The organism is Pseudoalteromonas sp. H105, assembly GCF_001469215.1.
Classification (GTDB): domain Bacteria; phylum Pseudomonadota; class Gammaproteobacteria; order Enterobacterales; family Alteromonadaceae; genus Pseudoalteromonas.
The window spans coordinates 227,025-244,026 of the sequence record NZ_LOFH01000001.1 but is presented as its reverse complement, the minus strand read 5'-3'; the positions used below and the strand labels follow the sequence as shown (position 1 = coordinate 244,026).

Sequence of the window (17,002 nt, the reverse complement as noted above, 5' to 3'; positions counted from 1 at the left end):
ACATGAATAACGATTTAACTTTTACACATCATTGGTGGTGGCGCCTGGCTTAGCGGGACGGTAATGGTTTATCTAAAATATAGATGTCGTTATTTAACCCCGCACAGCATAGCTTGCGGGGTTTATTTTTTTGAGGGAATGAGGTTTGATTTTTAGTCACATAACAACAGCACCTGGTGAGGTCACAAGTATCACCGAAGTGAGAGAGTACATTCACAGTCCTTTGGCCTTGTATGCACTCTTGGATACTGATAATTCATTATTATTAGAATCAGCAGAGATTGACTCTAAAGACAGTGTTAAAAGCTTGATCTTAGTAGATTGTGCGCTAAAAATAACATGCACGGGTAAAGTCGTCACTGTTGTTGCGCAATCAAACAACGGCATGCAGCTACTACCTTATTTAAACGACACATTACAAAACTGCTCAACAGCGCTGAAAGAAAACACGTTAACCATAGAATACAAAAACACCGCTAAAGATATTGATGAGGCCAGTAAATTAATCGCTGATAATGCCTTTAGTGCCTTGAGAAACTGCATTAATAATATAAGTAGCACAACACAAAACCCGTTTTCGCTATTTTTAGGGGGGGTATTTGCATATGACATGGTTGCAAACTTTGAACAACTTACTGATGTACCCGATGGTGAAAATAGCTGCCCTGATTATGTTTTTTATCTAGCAGAAACGCTCGTAGTCATTGATCATCAGGCTAAGACAACAGAGTTAATAGGTAATGTTTTTAATGGGCCTGATGTGCATGCAAATTGCTTTGAGGTAGGTAAAAAACTTGAGCGTTTAAATAAGGTGTGTGACCAAGCGAGTAATTTTAGCGCCGAAAAGATACCCGGACACAGTGAGGTCAGTGTAGACATCAGTGACGAAAAATATTGCGAGCAAGTAAAAAACTTGAAAAAACATATCGTTGACGGTGATATTTTTCAAGTCGTGCCTTCGCGTACTTTTTCATTGCCTTGTGCTAATCCACTTCATGCTTATAGCCAACTAAAGCAACAAAACCCAAGTCCCTATATGTTTTATATGCGAGACAGTGAGTTTGCATTATTTGGTGCTTCACCTGAATCAGCCTTAAAGTTTTGCTCTGTCAGTCAACAAGTTGAAGTTTATCCTATTGCAGGGACTCGCCCACGCGGAAAATTTGCAAATGGGCAAATTAACCCCGATCTCGATAGCCGAATCGAACTCGAACTACGTAATGATCAAAAAGAGCGAGCTGAACATTTAATGTTGGTCGATTTAGCCCGTAATGACGTAGCACGTATAAGTGTTCCGGGTACTCGCCATGCTAAAGAACTTTTAAAAGTTGATCGCTACTCACAAGTTATGCACTTAGTCTCTCGTGTTGTAGGCACATTAAAGCCTGAACTTGATGCCCTACACGCCTATCAGGCTTGCATGAATATGGGCACGTTAGTGGGGGCACCTAAAGTCAGTGCTGCTGAGCTCGTTCGTAAAACAGAGGGCAAACGCAGAGGTAGCTATGGCGGTGCTGTTGGATATTTAACAGGCGACGGTGCAATGGATAGTTGCATTGTTATTCGCTCAGCGTTTGTTAAAAACAGCATGGCATATGTACAAGCAGGTGCCGGCGTAGTTCACGATTCTGATCCACAGTCTGAAGCTAATGAAACGCGTGCTAAGGCCCAAGCGGTGATTACCGCCATTCAATCGACGTACCGAGGATAATAAAAATGAGTGAAAATAACATCAGCCTCACTGGCGTAAAAATTTATTTTTTAGATAACTTTGATTCATTTAGTTATAACTTAGTCGATGAACTTTCTATGTTGGGCAGCGATTTAGTGGTATATCGTAACAACATAGAGGCGACGCTCATTTTTGACAAAATGTGCAATGAAACCAAGCCAGTTATTTTAGTCTTATCACCGGGCCCAGGAACACCATCCGATGCTGGCTGTTTAATGGCGTTGATTGAGCTGTGTAAAGGTACATTTCCAATGTTAGGTATTTGTTTGGGGCAACAAGCGCTTACCCAGAGTTATGGTGGCGTAATTGGTCATGCTGGTGAAACTGTTCACGGGAAATCTTCAATTATTGAATTAGCTCAACACCCTGTTTTTGATGGGATGGGTGAGCGCATGCCTGTTGCACGTTATCACTCACTCATGGCTACCGTCGTTCCGAAAACAGTAGACGTGATAGCACACTACGGCTCGATTCCGATGGCGATTTACCATAAAGAAGACAATGCACTTGGGTATCAGTTCCACCCTGAGTCTATTTTAACGCCTAATGGCGCAGCACTACTGCAACAAAGTATGCAGTTTCTAGCGAACACACAGCAGTAGAGGTTCTTATGCCAGTAAAACAAACACCATCAACGAGCAATGTCAGCGCACTCATTGACGTATTACTCGCGCAAACATCATTAACGTTTAGCCAAAGCCAGCAGCTTTTTAATGCGATCATGCAAGGTGAAGTCACAGAAATTGAGCTATCTGCATTACTTGTCGCATTGAAGATAAAAGGCGAAGTAAGTGACGAAATCGCAGGTGCAGCCGCCTCAATGCGTGAAAACGCAGTCCCTTTTACCACACAACTCACCGAGCTAGCAGACAGTTGTGGTACAGGCGGTGATGGCTCAAACACAATCAATATAAGCACTACCGCTGCGATTGTAGCGGCAGCATGCGGTATTAACATGGTTAAGCACGGCAATCGCAGTGTGTCGAGTAACTCTGGCTCTGCGGATTTACTTAAAGCGTTAGGGATCAATATTGATATGACTCCAACGCAAGCAGTAGCGTGTTTAGAACACACAGGCTTTACATTTTTATTTGCCCCGCATTATCACAGTGGGGTTCGTCATGCTATGGGGGTGCGCACAGCATTAAAAACCCGCACTATTTTCAATATTTTAGGGCCATTAGCAAACCCTGCTGCTCCGCAAGTGCAGTTACTTGGTGTTTATGATGAAAGTTTATGCCTACCAATGGCACAAACACTCAAAACACTTGGAACAAAACGTGCCATGGTCGTGCATGGCTCAGGCACAGACGAAATTGCATTACATGGCGCAACAACAGTTGTTGAGCTAAACAATGGCGAAATTACACACTACACCCTGACAGCTGCCGACTTTGGACTTGCAAACTATTCACTTGAACAACTGGCTGGTGAAGGCCCAGAATATAACGCAAAAGCGAGCCTTGCTATACTCGCAGGAAATGGTTCAGACGCACACAATGCCGCTATTATTGTTAACGTTGCTGCATTGCTGTACATGACAGAAAAAGTAGAAAACCTTAAAGCAGGCGCACAATATGTAAGCGACGTTTTAAAATCAGGCCGTGCTTTAAGTACGTTAAATGCCATTATTGAACACAGTAGTAAAGCCGTAAATGCAGAGGTAACCAATGGCTAATGTCTTAGACAAAATTGTTGCAGATAAAAAAACAGAGCTGACTGAACGCAAAGCTAAGCGCCCACTAGATAGCTTTAAATCACAAGCTGTTCCAACGGACCGTGATTTTTATAAAGCCTTGGCAGCACCTGGTATTCAATTTATTTTAGAATGCAAGAAAGCATCGCCTTCGAAAGGACTTATTCGTGAGCCGTTTGATTTAGCTGAAATAACAAGTGTTTACAAAGAACATGCAACGTGTATAAGCGTGCTTACTGACGAAAAATATTTTCAAGGCAGCTTTGATTATTTAGAGTTTGTAAGAAGCCAAGTTGACCAGCCACTAATATGCAAAGATTTCTTCATTGATGAATATCAAATATACATGGCACGCATTTACGGTGGCGATGCTATTTTATTAATGCTCTCAGTCCTTGACGATAATCAATATAAAGCCCTTGCTGAGGTTGCCCATAGCCTGAAAATGGCAGTGTTAACCGAGGTTAGTAATGAAGAAGAAGTAGCTAGAGCTTTAGCGCTCGATGCACAAATTATTGGCATTAATAACCGTGATTTACGTGATTTAAGTACTGACTTAGCGACAACTGAACGGCTCCGTAAACTGATTCCTGACAACAAAGTCGTCATTTCAGAGTCAGGCATCTATACACATCAAGATGTAAAACGTCTTGCCCCATTATGCAATGGCTTTTTAATTGGAAGTTCCTTAATGGCTGAGCATGATTTAGAGCGAGCATGCCGTCGCGTTATTTTAGGTGAAAATAAAGTGTGTGGCTTAACACGAAGCCAAGACGCTATAAATGCCTACGATAGCGGTGCAGTTTACGGTGGACTTATATTTGCAACCAAATCTCCCCGTTTTGTAGATTTAGATTGTGCATTACAAATTACGCAAAGCGCCCCGCTCGCTTACGTTGGGGTATTTGTAAACTCAACAATAAAGGACGTTGTTGAGCATGCTAACACATTAAAATTAGCAGCCGTGCAATTACATGGCGATGAAAATGAAGCATATATAGATGAGCTTCGTTCAAAATTACCGTCTAATTGCCAAATATGGAAAGCGCAAGCGGTGAAAGATAGCCTGCCCTCACACGTAGTTGGTGTTGACCGCCACCTTTATGATACACACAGTGACACACAAGTGGGTGGAACGGGCAAAACATTTGATTGGTCTGTTTTAAAAGATGCAACGCAACCCTTTATGCTAGCCGGTGGGCTCAACGCAGACAATATTAAAGACGCGCTATATCAAGGAGCTCATGGCTTAGATTTAAATTCTGGGGTTGAGTTAAGCGCAGGCAAAAAGTGCCAACAAAAATTAAATGATGCATTCAACAGCATCCGCAAATATTGAGGTAAATATGAATAATCCAGCTTATTTCGGCGAGTTTGGCGGCATGTTTGTGCCTGAACTCCTTGTTCCTGCACTTAAGCAGTTAGAAAATGAATTTAATAAATCACAAACTGATGCAGCTTTCAAAGCTGAGTTTGAAAAATTACTCAATGAGTATGCAGGTCGCCCTACACCACTAACGCTGACCCGTAATTTAATTAAAAACCCAAAAGTAAAATTGTACTTAAAGCGAGAAGATTTATTACATGGCGGCGCGCATAAAACCAACCAAGTTCTGGGGCAAGCGTTATTAACCAAGCGAATGGGCAAAAAAGAGGTTATCGCAGAAACAGGCGCAGGCCAGCATGGTGTTGCAACTGCATTAGCCTGTGCATTACTTGGTTTGAAATGTCGTATTTATATGGGTGCAAAAGATGTAGAACGCCAGCAACCAAACGTTTTTAGGATGAAATTGATGGGTGCTGAAGTAATTCCCGTCACTGCTGGCTCTGGTACGTTAAAAGATGCAGTAAATGAAGCTCTACGTGATTGGTCTGCAAATTATAAAGAAGCACATTACTTACTAGGCACAGCTGCGGGTCCTCACCCCTTCCCTACAATTGTACGTGAATTCCAAAAAATGATTGGTGAAGAAGCTAAACAGCAAGTTTTAAAAGCTGAAGGTCGCTTACCTGATGCAGTGCTTGCCTGTGTAGGCGGTGGCTCAAATGCGATTGGCATGTTCACAGACTTTATTGGTGAACCTGATGTAAAACTGATTGGTGTAGAACCAGCAGGAAAAGGGTTAGATACCCATGAACATGGTGCAACAATTTGTAAAGGAACCAAAGGCATTCTGCATGGTACTTATACTTACATTATGCAAAATGATGATGGTCAAATTGAAGAGTCGTATTCTGTTTCTGCTGGCTTAGATTACCCAGCTGTAGGCCCTCAGCATGCCTTTTTACATGAAACAGGCCGAGCTCAATATGTTGGTATTACTGATGATGAAGCGCTTGAAGCATTTCAATCATTAGCTAAAAACGAAGGGATTATTCCTGCCCTTGAATCGAGCCATGCGATTGCCTACGCGTTAAAATATGCTGAACAACAAACAGAAGACACTATTTTAGTGGTTAATTTAAGTGGCCGAGGTGATAAAGATTTATCACACGTTATGGATGTATTGTCAAAAGGGAGCGAAGCATGAGCCAAACACACCAAAAAACAGACCGTTACGGGCAAACATTTGCAGCCTTAAAAGAACAAAATCAAGGCGCTTTTGTCCCATTTGTAACAATTGGCGATCCTAATAAATCATTAAGCGTTGATATTATCAAAAGTTTAATTGATGGTGGCGCTGATGCCTTAGAGCTCGGCATTCCATTTTCAGACCCAATTGCAGATGGTCCTGTTATACAGGCCGCAAATATCCGTGCCTTGGATGTAAATATAAATACGCAAGACTGTTTTGATATCATTAAACAAGTCCGTGAGTACAATAAAGATATTCCTATTGGCTTACTGTTGTATTCTAATTTGGTGTTTAAGCGTGGCTTAGAGGCATTTTATAAAGATGCTAAAGCGGCAGGTGTTGATTCAATTTTAGTAGCCGATGTACCTCTACATGAATCTAAAATGTTCCGCCAGGCTGCTGTAAATAATGGCATTGACCCTATTTTTATTGCCACTCCGAATGCATCCGATGACACATTACGCCAGTGCGCATCTTACGGTAGAGGCTACACGTATCTACTGTCTCGTGCAGGTGTAACAGGCACCGAGACAAAAGCACAAATGCCAGCCTCACCTATTGTGGCTAAACTAAAAGAATATCATAGCGCACCAGCACTGCTTGGTTTTGGTATTTCAACACCTGATGACGTTAAATCTGCACTATCTGCTGGGGCTGCAGGCGCGATTTCTGGCTCTGCGGTTGTGAAAATTATTGAAACACACCTTAGTGATCCACATACAATGCTCGATGGTTTGAGAGACTTTGTAGCAAGTATGAAGGAAGCTACAAAGCTTTAACACTGAAATGAGGGGCGTTCTGCGCCCCTAGTTTTTGCATGAGTAAACCTCAAACTTGTCTCTTATAGTTTCTATACACACTACGTTATCACCCAATTTGACTCGCATTCATCATTTACTGACCTTTACTAACAACTGAGTTGCAATGACAAGTTGCTCTTTTTTACTAATAAATTAAGTACAGACAATTAAGAATCTACAGTACGTCTTTTAATGCTTTAGCCGCTTTAAAGACCGGTTTATTCGCCCCTTCAATTTCAATAACCTCACCTGTTTGTGGATTACGCCCAGAACGAGCGGGGTAATAACTTAACGAAAATGTACCAAACCCATTAATCTGCACTTGGTCACCTTCTGACAATGACTTTGTCACCGCCGTTAGTAAACTGGTGAGTGCAGCTTTTGACTCTTTTTTACTCAGTTCACTGTGTAATGACATTGTCGTGATTAACTCTGCTTTGTTCATAAATGCTCCTAAATCCCCGCTATTTCATTACGCGGTTCAAATGGTATAAAAATCAAAAGCAGGCAGGCTAAGGGTTGTCGGTGAGTAAGTCAACCTTGTATCGGGCTAAATAACTTGGTAAAACGTCAATCCTAATTTTATTTACTAAGCGCTGTATGCACGCAATTATCGAATTTATTCCCTTACTGTTGTTTTTTGCGATTTTTAAGTTGGCTGATATTTACTGGGCAACCGCACTATTGATGGCTACAACATTTATCCAAGTTACCTACAGCTATCTTAAAATGGGCAAAGTCCCTTCTCGGCAATGGCTATTTTTAGCTTTAGCGGTAATACTTGGTTCGCTTACATTGGTATTTCATGATGAACAATTCGTAAAACTAAAAGCGACATTTATTTATGCTGGGTTAGCAATCGCACTAATTGTTAGCCGGTACTTTTTCGCTAAAAACTTAGTACAAAAAGCATTAGAGTCTGTATTAAAAAATGCCTTTGACACTCACCAAACTATTGCTGTGCCACAGTCCATATGGGAAGGGCTTAACCTAGTATGGATAGCCATTACTGCAGGCGTAGCCGGACTCAATTTATATATTGCTTATAACTTTTCACTCGATTTATGGGTCAACTTTAAAGTATTTGGTTTAATGGCAATCACTTTTGTCAGCATTTTTGCGAGTATTTTAGTACTTTATAAATACCTACCCGATGATGAAGTTAAGCCTAATAAGTAAGCAAAAAACTCTTTTCATGTAATAAATATGTCGTTTTAGCTTGATAGCCTTACTTGCAAACCCAACGCAGAGACAATCTTGAACGCCACACAATACAGATGGTTTGAATTTACCCTAATCTTTATTGCCTTGCCTTTGTTAGGGTTCACACTAAGGGCTTACTTAGCGAATTGGCTTATTCCCGCACTTATCATTTTGATGAGTGTGTGCTGTATGCTATTACTTGGTGACCCTCAATTTAAACGTTTTAGGCTCACGAGCTTAGGTCAGTTCAGTGCAGTAAAACGGCGCTTATTTAGCTTTTTTTTTATTGGTGCGTTATTTTCAGGGGTATTCTATTCGATAATGAATCAAGGTAATTGGTTTGTTATACCCAGAACCTCATTGAATGATTGGTTATTATTACTCATCCTTTATCCTTTGTTATCGGTGTTACCGCAAGAATTAATTTTTCGAACCTATTTTTTCCATCGCTACAAGCGGATCATGCCTAACAAGACTGTTCGTATACTCACCAGTGCATTTGTATTTGCATTAGCACATATAGTCTATGCTAACTGGATTGCCGTACTCCTTGCATTTTTAGGGGGACTTTTGTTCTCTTATACCTATGCACAAAGCCGCTCAACATTTGTCTGCGTGATTGAACATAGTTTATGGGGGTTGTGGATGTTTACACTTGGCATTGGTCAATATTTAGATTCAGGAGCGATATAAAAAAGCGCTTGTAATGAAGTGAATCTACCCCATCACAAGCGCGTTTCAAGCATACTGTCTATCGCAATTAAAAGCCAAAGATACTGATTGCGAAAAATTTAGTTGCTACCGTGTTTACAAATATAAGCACTAAAATTACCGGGATAAAAGTAGAAAGCGAAAAGTTAACATACTTCTCTGTAAAGCTACCTGTATATGTTGGGCACCCTTGACTTAACTCTTCACTTAAGCCTGCTTTTTTCCAACGATACATAACGAATAAACACACCATCAAGCCGTTTAGCGGTAAAATAGTGTCGTAAAACACATCGTACACAACATCAAACATACTCTTTGAGCTATCGCCATAGGTCACAAAAGATGTAAGCCAATCAACCATGCCAAATGACATAGTACATAACACCGTTAGTATACCCACAGTGCCAGATAAAATAAGCAATGCCATCTTACGGCTGATACCCTTTTTCTCAGATAGCGTTGCTGTTGGCACTTCAACGATAGACACCAGCGATGTGATAGCAGCGAAGAACACAAGTAAAAAGAAAATGAACGCAACAATTGACGCACCCACATAGCCAATATCAGACTGAAGTGCTAACAATATCTTAGGTAAAAACTCAAAAATCATCGACACTGAAGAATCCGATAACTTCGTCGGATCTGTTTCCGGATTGAAACTAAATATAGCAGGCAACACCATTAAACCAGCAATAAAAGCAACCAATGAATCTGTAACAGCAACCATTTTAGCACTGCCAACGATGTCGTCTTTTTTAGAAATATAGGATGCATAAGTCATCAAAATACCCATACCGAGTGACAACGAGAAAAATGCTTGCGCTAATGCACCGTTTAAAACACTGGCATCCATCTTAGAAAAATCTGGCACGATATAATATTTAACACCTGCCATTGCATTATCAAGCGTTAATACATACACAACCAATGCGGTTAACAATACAAAAAGAGCCGGCATTAAAAACTTTGCCGCTTTTTCAATACCCTGTTTCACACCACCAACAAGTATTAAGTTAACAATGATTGCAACAACCGCCATGTAACCAAAAACACTTGTACTATTAATAAATACACCAAAACTTTTAGGGTCAGCCAGTTGATCTAGATTCCCTATCGCGACTTGACTCAGGTAACCAAAAATCCAGACAGTAATTACCATATAAAACACAGCAATCATAAAAGGGGTTAAAACAGCTAAGAAACCCGCAAAGCTCCATTTTTTATCATTATCAGAAAGAAACTTATAAGCATGAAGGGGATCTTTTTGCGCTTTACGGCCCATTGCCATTTCAGCCATCATGACTGGCAAACAAATAAATATAACAAACAGTGCATAAATAAGTAGAAATGCCCCTCCCCCATTCTTGGTTGCAGAAACAGGAAAACCAACTAAATTACCAATACCCACAGCTGAACCAGCAGCTGCTAATATAAACCCGAGGCGGGAGCTAAAATGCTCACGATTATCACTCATTAAAAAACCTTATTATTATTTTGTGCTATCCCAGCGACTCTACCAGTGTTGTACTGGGCTTTTCAAGCAGATTAAGATTAAAAGTAATCTACCACTGTAAACCTAAATTCTTCGCCCATTAAATTCTCTGTGCTAATATAAAAAAATATTCACTCATACAAAAATACAGAGCACACAACATGTTGTACATGATTTACTCAACTGACGTCGAAAACAGTTTGGAATTAAGAAAGGCAGCAAGGCCTGCTCACTTAGCACGATTAGAAGAGCTTGATGCGCAAGGTCGCTTGTTAAGTGCAGGTCCTTTACCTGCAATTGATAAAGAAGATCCTGCAGATGCTGGCTTTACAGGCTCACTCGTTGTGGCTGAATTTAGCTCGCTTGAATCGGCTCGCGAATGGGCTGCAACTGATCCATATGTGACTGGCGGCGTATATGATAATTCTATTGTGAAACCTTTTAAAAAAGTGTTCCCAAAATAAAGCAGCTGCAACATAAATAATAAGTTCAGTGCTGGTTCACTGATTGTTGACTATTATGGGCTCAAAGAATCACACTATTTTGTAGTTTTACTTGAGTTTTAGTTGCTTGGTTCATTAAACTAATAGGGTCTGGTTTAGGAGTTCCCGTCATGCGCACTGTCTTTTTAGCTTTTAGCTTAGTGTTTTCTTCGTCGCTGATTTTTGTTTATTCAGGTAATAGTTATGCTAAAGATGCGACGAAAAAAGCTGAAATAAGTAAAAAACAAGCTGTTGTTATTGCAAAAAAACTCGAAAATGGCAAAACCCTAAAAATTACTGACCAAAATGATATCTACACCGTTAGAATACTCAAAAATAATGGTCATGTTGTCGATGTACACGTTAATAAAAAAACCGGCGAAGTGAAAAAGGATTAAATTGATGCGAATTTTAGTAATTGAAGATGATTTACACTTAGCAGACAACTTGCGTAACGCCTTAGAAAAAGAACGTTACAGCGTTGACCTTTGCCATGATGGCGAAGCTGGTTTGTTTCATATTACAGAGTACCCTCTAGATATGGCTGTCGTTGACTTAGGCTTGCCTAAAATTGATGGTATTGAGCTTATTAACAAAGCGCGTGCCCAAGGTGTTACCATTCCCATTTTAATCTTAACTGCACGCGACCGCTGGCAAGATAAAGTAGAAGGCCTCGATGCAGGTGCTGACGATTACCTAACAAAACCTTTTCATGTTGAAGAGTTAATTGCTCGCTGCAACGCCCTTATTAGACGAAGCGCGGGTAAAGCAAACCCAGAAATGACTGCGGGCCCAATTAAAATTCACACACGGTCACAACAAGTGTGGGTCGATGACAGGGAACTCAGCCTAACAGCATATGAATACAAAGTGCTTGAATATTTAATGGTTAACCCGCAAAAAGTGATTTCTAAATCTGAACTAACTGAGCACATCTACGACCAAGATTTTGACTTAGACTCAAATGTTATCGAAGTATTTGTATTACGATTACGTAAGAAGCTTGACCCTGATGGCACTCTCAACCCTGTAGAAACGCTGCGAGGGCGTGGCTATAGGCTTAAAAGTCAGTGGTAGCATCGCAAATCCCATTAAAAGTAAGGCAAGGATTTATCCTTGTCTTTGTCTTATTGGTTGCATTACCTATTTTGTTTTTCTCTATCGGCAAAGCGTATTACGCTTCGCTGGTTGAAGCGACAGAAAAAACCCTTGAAGCACACCTGTATTCGCTTATCTCTGAAGTCGATTTTACCGAGCGTGGCATTGTAATGCCAAGCACCATCCTAGCTCCAGAACTCAACAGACTTAACTCCGACACTTACGCAATGATTTACCGTGATGATCAAGCTGTTTGGCATTCGGAATCAGCTGTAAATGTCAGTATTGTTCCTCAATACATCGAAACCAAAGCCGGTGCTGCAGACTTTAGACGTGTAGAATACAAAAATACGGTTTATTGGCAATTAAGTTTAACTGTCATTCTCAATAACATTGATCAATCTGAGCATGCCCGTTTTATTTTGCTCAAACGTAATGACGCACTGCTTCGCTTAATGGATGGTTTTAAGCAAACCTTGGTCAATTGGATGTATGTTATGGGTGTAGCCATTGCGGGATTAATGGCCATTGGTTTTGTGTGGAGTGCGCGACCATTACAGCGTTTGGACAAAGAAATTAAAGCCGTTGAATCAGGGGATATTCAGCAAATAAAAGGTCTCTACCCCGTTGAATTACTCACTATTAAATCAGATTTAAACTTATTACTTGAATCGCAGCAGCGTCAAAAAGAACGTTATCGTGCTTCTTTGAGTGATTTAGCGCATGCCCTTAAAACACCACTGGCCGTTTTAAAATCAAGCCCTTTGGCTGATGACGCCGATGCCCAAGAGCAACTAGATCGTATTAATGTGATGATCGAGCACCAATTGAAACGTGCTGCAACTGGCGCTTCAGACACATGGAAAAAGCAAACAGCGATAAAACCAATTCTTGATTCCATTTTAAGTGCAATGGGAAAAGTATACCGTGAGAAAGACATTATTTTTAATTGTGCAGTCTCTGACAAAGACTTCTTTTTAGGTGATAAAACAGACTTACTCGAATTATTGGGTAATTTAATTGATAATGCCTGTAAAGCATGTCGGTCCCAAGTAGACATTAACGTACTACAAGCTAAATCATTGAGCATCGTGATTAGTGACGACGGCCCTGGTGTACCTGAGGATAAAAGAGAATCATTGCTCACTCGAGGAGCGCGGTTAGACACATACGAGAGTGGTCATGGCGTAGGGATGGCTATCGTGTCAGATCTAGTAAAATCGTATCATGGTCTGCTCACTATTTCTGATTCACCGCTACTTGGCGGCGCAAAATTTACATTAGAGTTTAACTACAATGGCAAAAAATAAAAGTTTAAACACATATATAACGGCGCTAAGCCTGCTTTTGAGTACTTCAGCCATAGCGAATGAATGCACACTAATCGATAGGCCGACACCGAGTGAATCAAAAAAATACATACAATGCTTAGACAAAGAAATTGCGCTATTACAACGCAGTCAGCAAACTTGGTTAAACAAACTAAGGTTAGATTTAAGTAAAATAGAAGAAGACACAGGTAACACACAGTTATTACCTATTTTCAACCGGAGTGTTAAAAGCCAACACAAGTTTTTAGAAGACAGTTGCCGCTGGCGCTACCTACATAAGATGCCTAATGCGACGAAGGCAGCTATTGTCTATAAACTGTGTGAAATACGTATATTAGATCAATACATTGATGTACTAAAACAGCCTTTAAAATAAAAAACCACGCTATTAGTTAACGTGGCTCAGCAAGCGATTAAGTTTGATCTTCTAGCTTTTCCCCGTTACCTAAGAGTGTAGCTAACCAACGCCCTTCATGACTTGTCTCAAGAGCAATTTTAACGATCATGGTCAATGGGACTGACAATAACATCCCAACAGTGCCCATTAACCACCCCCAAAATATTAAAGACAAGAATACAACCAATGTCGATAATCCTAAGCCCTTACCCATATATCTGGGCTCAACGATATTACCCATCACTGTATTTATCGTTAAGTACCCTGCTCCAACGAAGCCCGCAATTAAAGGGCCTTGAGTTATGAGAGCAAGTAATACAGCAGGCACCGCAGCAATGATAGAGCCAATGTTAGGAATATAATTGAACATAAATGCCATGACACCCCACAGCACAAAATAATCAACATTTAATACCCAAAGCAGTAAGGACGCAAGAACACCGGTTCCCAAACTGACGAGGGTTTTGATTGCCAAATAAGAATTGATTGAGTTGAGGAAACGATCAATCTGTTTCATTTTCATATCTGGATCATCCAATGCCATATGTATTTTTTGACTAAGCATGGGCGCTTCAAACAACATAAATACCACTGTGAGTATAATTAAGAATAAATTAGCCATTACTCCACCGAGGCCGGTTAGCATATTTGTTGCAACATCGATCATTTTGCCTGGATCAAACATTGAAATTAACTGCTCTTTATTAATCAAAATATTATATTGTGCAGCCACGTCAACTAACCAAATAAATTCTTTTTGCAGCTTCGCCTTGTATTCTGGTAAATCCTTGGAAAAATCAGTTAAGGATTGCCCAACCAACCCAGCAAGGCTCATACCAATACCAACAACCATTAACATCACCAACATAATGGCGATCCCTTTAGGTATTTTATATCGGGCAAAAAAACTCAGCAGCGGATTACAAATAATTGCAATAAAAGCAGCCAATACGAATGGGATCACAATAACACTTGCAGCTTTAATGCCTGCCAGTCCAATTACCAAAGCAGCAAAAACTACGAGGCTTTTATTAGCACCTGTTAGTCCAGTCAAATGACTATCCTTAAAAATTAAAGTTGCTGTTAGTGTATTTGAAAAGTTAAGTAAATGAAATATTTGCAAAGTGATCAAAAGCGGCTTTACTTCGTATTAAGTACGAATGAATAATCGCTGGGACGTGTTAATGAAAATATTAATGACAGGGGCTACTGGCTTAATTGGCACACAATTATGTGAAAAATTAGTCAAAACGCATTCAATTACCGTCTTAACGCGGGATTGTGATAAAGCAAAAAAAAGGCTCGGTGGCCAAATAGAATATATAAATGCAAGCTGCGATATCGATTTTAATACGCTCGATTGCATCATAAATCTTGCAGGTGAGCCTATTGTTAACAAACGCTGGAGTGATAAACAAAAAGAGGTCATCAGAAATAGTCGTATTGCATTGACCCATGAGTTAGCTGCAGCGATTAAAGCATGTACCACCCCACCTCACACCTTTATCTCTGGAAGCGCTATTGGCTATTATGGCCGTCAGGGAACTCAACATATTGATGAAGAGTTTAAACACGTACACCAGGAGTTCAGTCACACCCTGTGCAACGATTGGGAAAACGCAGCACGTGTTGCAGAGACAGACTCAACTCGAGTGTGTTTAATACGAACAGGTATTGTGTTATCAACACATGGCGGTGCGCTAACAAAAATGCTGCCGCCATTTAAACTCGGTTTAGGTGGCCCTGTAGCGAGTGGCGAACAAGGAATGTCGTGGATTCACATTGATGACATGGTGTCTCTAATCGAATTTGTTATGAATAATCAGCATATAAATGGAGCGATTAATGCAACCGCTCCATCACCTCAAAGTAACCGTGCTTTTAGTAAAGCACTTGCACAAGTGCTCCATCGCCCTGCTTTTTTTCCTATGCCTGCGTGGGTACTTAATGCTGCCATGGGTGAAATGGCTGACTTACTTATTTATGGCCAATATGTTGTGCCAAAAAAAATAGCGGAAGCTGGCTTTAAATTTAGTTACCCCGAACTATTGCCTGCACTTAATGCTTTAATAAATAAAAATGGCTAATTACTTAATAACCTTTTGATAGCTTGTGGTCACTGTAAGCTGTGCAGTTACCACAATTGTCCCCAGAAAACATATTTTTTCAGTGAATAATAAACCAATAAATAAGACTATATCAGTATTTTTTACCAATTCCTTAGTGCTAACTTGCTATGCGCGAAGTAATACATAATACTTAAACCTTGTACTAAATATAACCATAGAGTAGCTTATAATGCTTCACTTACCCACTGTCATTGGCATCTCTTTATTCTTAAACATGCTCATTAGCTCTTTTTTTCTATGTGTTTATTTACGTAAGAAGCAATCATGTTATCTTTACTTTGCACTGGCGTGCAGTGCTTTCGCCCTTGCAGAAATTTTGGCTTGTTTAAGGGTAATCATTGATAACGCATTCATCACGCATTACCTCGCTGATCTATTAATTATCACAAGCCCTCTCTTTGCCATTATTGGTTTACAACTGGCCACTTCATCGCAAAATAAATCATTTACATCCCTTAAGGTTGCTTTAGGGGGCACTGCGCTCGTATTGATGCCAATTTATGATGTAATTGCAGGGCAGCTGCTCACTAGCTTTATAATTGCCTGCTTATTCTTAGTGGCAGCAAACACAGTATATAAAATGAAAACAAATGCAGTATTTCACAAAAAGATATTACTAGGGTGTTTTGTTCTTCATAGTGTAATTATGTTTATTCAAGTCGCAATACTCGGCATTCAGCTAATGGCTATTTCGACCTTCGATTTTAGTCAGCCTCTACAAGTTATTTTAATTAACCACCTATTTTTAGCGACCACGACTGCGCTAATCATGCCATTTGTTTTGTTTGCTGACATAGAAGCGAAACTCCAACGTTTAGTCAATCGCGATACGCTAACAAGCTTACTAAACAGAAGAGGTTTTTTCATTGATGGCGAAAAAACAAGCCGTCATGTTATAAAACATCACCAAGATTTAGCTGTTGTTATGATAGATATTGATTTTTTTAAAAATGTTAACGATCAATACGGCCATAGTACGGGGGATATGGCCATAAAATGGATAGCTCAGCATATTCTGAGCCAATTAAACGACCATGATATTGCAGCTAGAATCGGGGGGGAGGAATTTGCATTGATATTACCTGAGCAATCGCACTCTCAAGCCACTCACACAGCACAAATAATATGCAACGTAATTCGCCAACACACCCTTAAATACAAAGGTAACACTATAAATTTATCGGTCAGTATTGGGGTTGCGTGCAAAGATAATAAAACTCAAACAATAAAAGGGTTACTCGACCTTGCAGATAAAAGATTGTATGTTGCAAAATCGCAAGGCCGCGACCAAGTAGTCGCCATTGACAGCGCGGAAACGCATATGGAGGAAACCATCCTGCTTAATATGAAATAAC

At 40.2% G+C, this 17,002-nt stretch carries 18 protein-coding genes; 15 read left to right on the top strand and 3 right to left on the bottom strand.

Annotated features, from left to right (window positions below; genetic code table 11):
- The first annotated feature begins 145 nt into the window (after window positions 1–145).
- From ATS75_RS01075 to trpA, 6 genes are read left to right on the top strand one after another with little or no spacing between them, the layout of a single operon-like run.
- Entirely contained in the window at window positions 146–1,711 is a 1,566-nt protein-coding gene (locus tag ATS75_RS01075; RefSeq protein ID WP_058558580.1) for an anthranilate synthase component 1, read from the top strand.
- 5 nt (window positions 1,712–1,716) lie between these two features.
- Window positions 1,717–2,334, top strand: coding sequence for an aminodeoxychorismate/anthranilate synthase component II (locus ATS75_RS01070; RefSeq protein ID WP_058558579.1), 618 nt, complete (start codon window positions 1,717–1,719; stop codon window positions 2,332–2,334).
- Window positions 2,335–2,342: 8 nt separating this feature from the next.
- Window positions 2,343–3,410: an anthranilate phosphoribosyltransferase gene (gene trpD / locus ATS75_RS01065; RefSeq protein WP_058558578.1), complete on the top strand. Its 1,068-nt coding sequence runs from the start codon at window positions 2,343–2,345 to the stop codon at window positions 3,408–3,410.
- Entirely contained in the window at window positions 3,403–4,767 is a 1,365-nt protein-coding gene (trpCF, locus tag ATS75_RS01060) for a bifunctional indole-3-glycerol-phosphate synthase TrpC/phosphoribosylanthranilate isomerase TrpF (protein ID WP_058558577.1), read from the top strand. Before trpD ends, trpCF begins: the two co-directional genes overlap by 8 nt.
- A 7-nt stretch (window positions 4,768–4,774) precedes the next feature.
- On the top strand, window positions 4,775–5,959 hold the full coding sequence (gene trpB / locus ATS75_RS01055; RefSeq protein WP_058559058.1) for a tryptophan synthase subunit beta: 1,185 nt from the start codon (window positions 4,775–4,777) through the stop codon (window positions 5,957–5,959).
- Complete coding sequence (gene trpA / locus ATS75_RS01050; protein ID WP_058558576.1) at window positions 5,956–6,783, top strand: tryptophan synthase subunit alpha; 828 nt, start codon at window positions 5,956–5,958, stop codon at window positions 6,781–6,783. Before trpB ends, trpA begins: the two co-directional genes overlap by 4 nt.
- A 196-nt stretch (window positions 6,784–6,979) precedes the next feature.
- Here trpA and ATS75_RS01045 read toward each other — a convergent pair whose 3' ends face one another.
- Window positions 6,980–7,249 carry an HU family DNA-binding protein gene (locus tag ATS75_RS01045; protein WP_058558575.1) on the bottom strand — a complete coding sequence of 90 codons (270 nt, stop codon included), beginning with the start codon at window positions 7,247–7,249 and terminating at the stop codon, window positions 6,980–6,982.
- Window positions 7,250–7,404: 155 nt separating this feature from the next.
- On the opposite strand from ATS75_RS01045, the gene ATS75_RS01040 reads away from it, so the two are divergent.
- Both ATS75_RS01040 and ATS75_RS01035 read left to right on the top strand, forming a co-directional pair.
- On the top strand, window positions 7,405–7,983 hold the full coding sequence (locus tag ATS75_RS01040) for an inner membrane-spanning protein YciB (RefSeq protein ID WP_058558574.1): 579 nt from the start codon (window positions 7,405–7,407) through the stop codon (window positions 7,981–7,983).
- 78 nt (window positions 7,984–8,061) lie between these two features.
- Entirely contained in the window at window positions 8,062–8,700 is a 639-nt protein-coding gene (locus ATS75_RS01035) for a CPBP family intramembrane glutamic endopeptidase (RefSeq protein WP_058558573.1), read from the top strand.
- Window positions 8,701–8,767: 67 nt separating this feature from the next.
- Here ATS75_RS01035 and ATS75_RS01030 read toward each other — a convergent pair whose 3' ends face one another.
- A complete protein-coding gene (locus ATS75_RS01030; protein ID WP_058558572.1) occupies window positions 8,768–10,192 on the bottom strand; it encodes a sodium-dependent transporter in 1,425 nt (474 codons plus the stop codon).
- A 179-nt stretch (window positions 10,193–10,371) separates the two neighbouring features.
- On the opposite strand from ATS75_RS01030, the gene ATS75_RS01025 reads away from it, so the two are divergent.
- The 5 genes from ATS75_RS01025 to ATS75_RS01005 all read left to right on the top strand — a co-directional run bounded on the left by ATS75_RS01025 (window position 10,372) and on the right by ATS75_RS01005 (window position 13,497).
- Window positions 10,372–10,674 carry a YciI family protein gene (locus ATS75_RS01025; RefSeq protein ID WP_058558571.1) on the top strand — a complete coding sequence of 101 codons (303 nt, stop codon included), beginning with the start codon at window positions 10,372–10,374 and terminating at the stop codon, window positions 10,672–10,674.
- Window positions 10,675–10,823: 149 nt separating this feature from the next.
- Entirely contained in the window at window positions 10,824–11,090 is a 267-nt protein-coding gene (locus ATS75_RS01020; protein ID WP_058558570.1) for a PepSY domain-containing protein, read from the top strand.
- 4 nt (window positions 11,091–11,094) lie between these two features.
- The gene (locus ATS75_RS01015) at window positions 11,095–11,769 is read left to right on the top strand and encodes a response regulator transcription factor (protein WP_058558569.1); all 675 of its coding nucleotides are present in this window, start codon (window positions 11,095–11,097) and stop codon (window positions 11,767–11,769) included.
- Window positions 11,763–13,100 (top strand): ATP-binding protein, encoded by a 1,338-nt coding sequence (locus ATS75_RS01010; RefSeq protein WP_058558568.1) that lies wholly within the window; start codon window positions 11,763–11,765, stop codon window positions 13,098–13,100. The genes ATS75_RS01015 and ATS75_RS01010 overlap by 7 nt, the downstream gene beginning before the upstream one ends.
- Window positions 13,087–13,497 carry a hypothetical protein gene (locus ATS75_RS01005; protein WP_058558567.1) on the top strand — a complete coding sequence of 137 codons (411 nt, stop codon included), beginning with the start codon at window positions 13,087–13,089 and terminating at the stop codon, window positions 13,495–13,497. The genes ATS75_RS01010 and ATS75_RS01005 overlap by 14 nt, the downstream gene beginning before the upstream one ends.
- 37 nt (window positions 13,498–13,534) lie before the next feature.
- On the opposite strand, the gene ATS75_RS01000 is transcribed toward ATS75_RS01005, so the two are convergent.
- Entirely contained in the window at window positions 13,535–14,572 is a 1,038-nt protein-coding gene (locus tag ATS75_RS01000; RefSeq protein WP_058558566.1) for an AI-2E family transporter, read from the bottom strand.
- 130 nt (window positions 14,573–14,702) lie between these two features.
- Between ATS75_RS01000 and ATS75_RS00995 the strand changes: the two genes are divergently transcribed.
- Together ATS75_RS00995 and ATS75_RS00990 are read left to right on the top strand one after the other, a co-directional pair.
- Complete coding sequence (locus tag ATS75_RS00995) at window positions 14,703–15,605, top strand: TIGR01777 family oxidoreductase (RefSeq protein ID WP_058559057.1); 903 nt, start codon at window positions 14,703–14,705, stop codon at window positions 15,603–15,605.
- Between the two features lie 211 nt (window positions 15,606–15,816).
- The gene (locus tag ATS75_RS00990) at window positions 15,817–17,001 is read left to right on the top strand and encodes a GGDEF domain-containing protein (protein ID WP_058558565.1); all 1,185 of its coding nucleotides are present in this window, start codon (window positions 15,817–15,819) and stop codon (window positions 16,999–17,001) included.
- Window position 17,002: the final 1 nt, after the last annotated feature.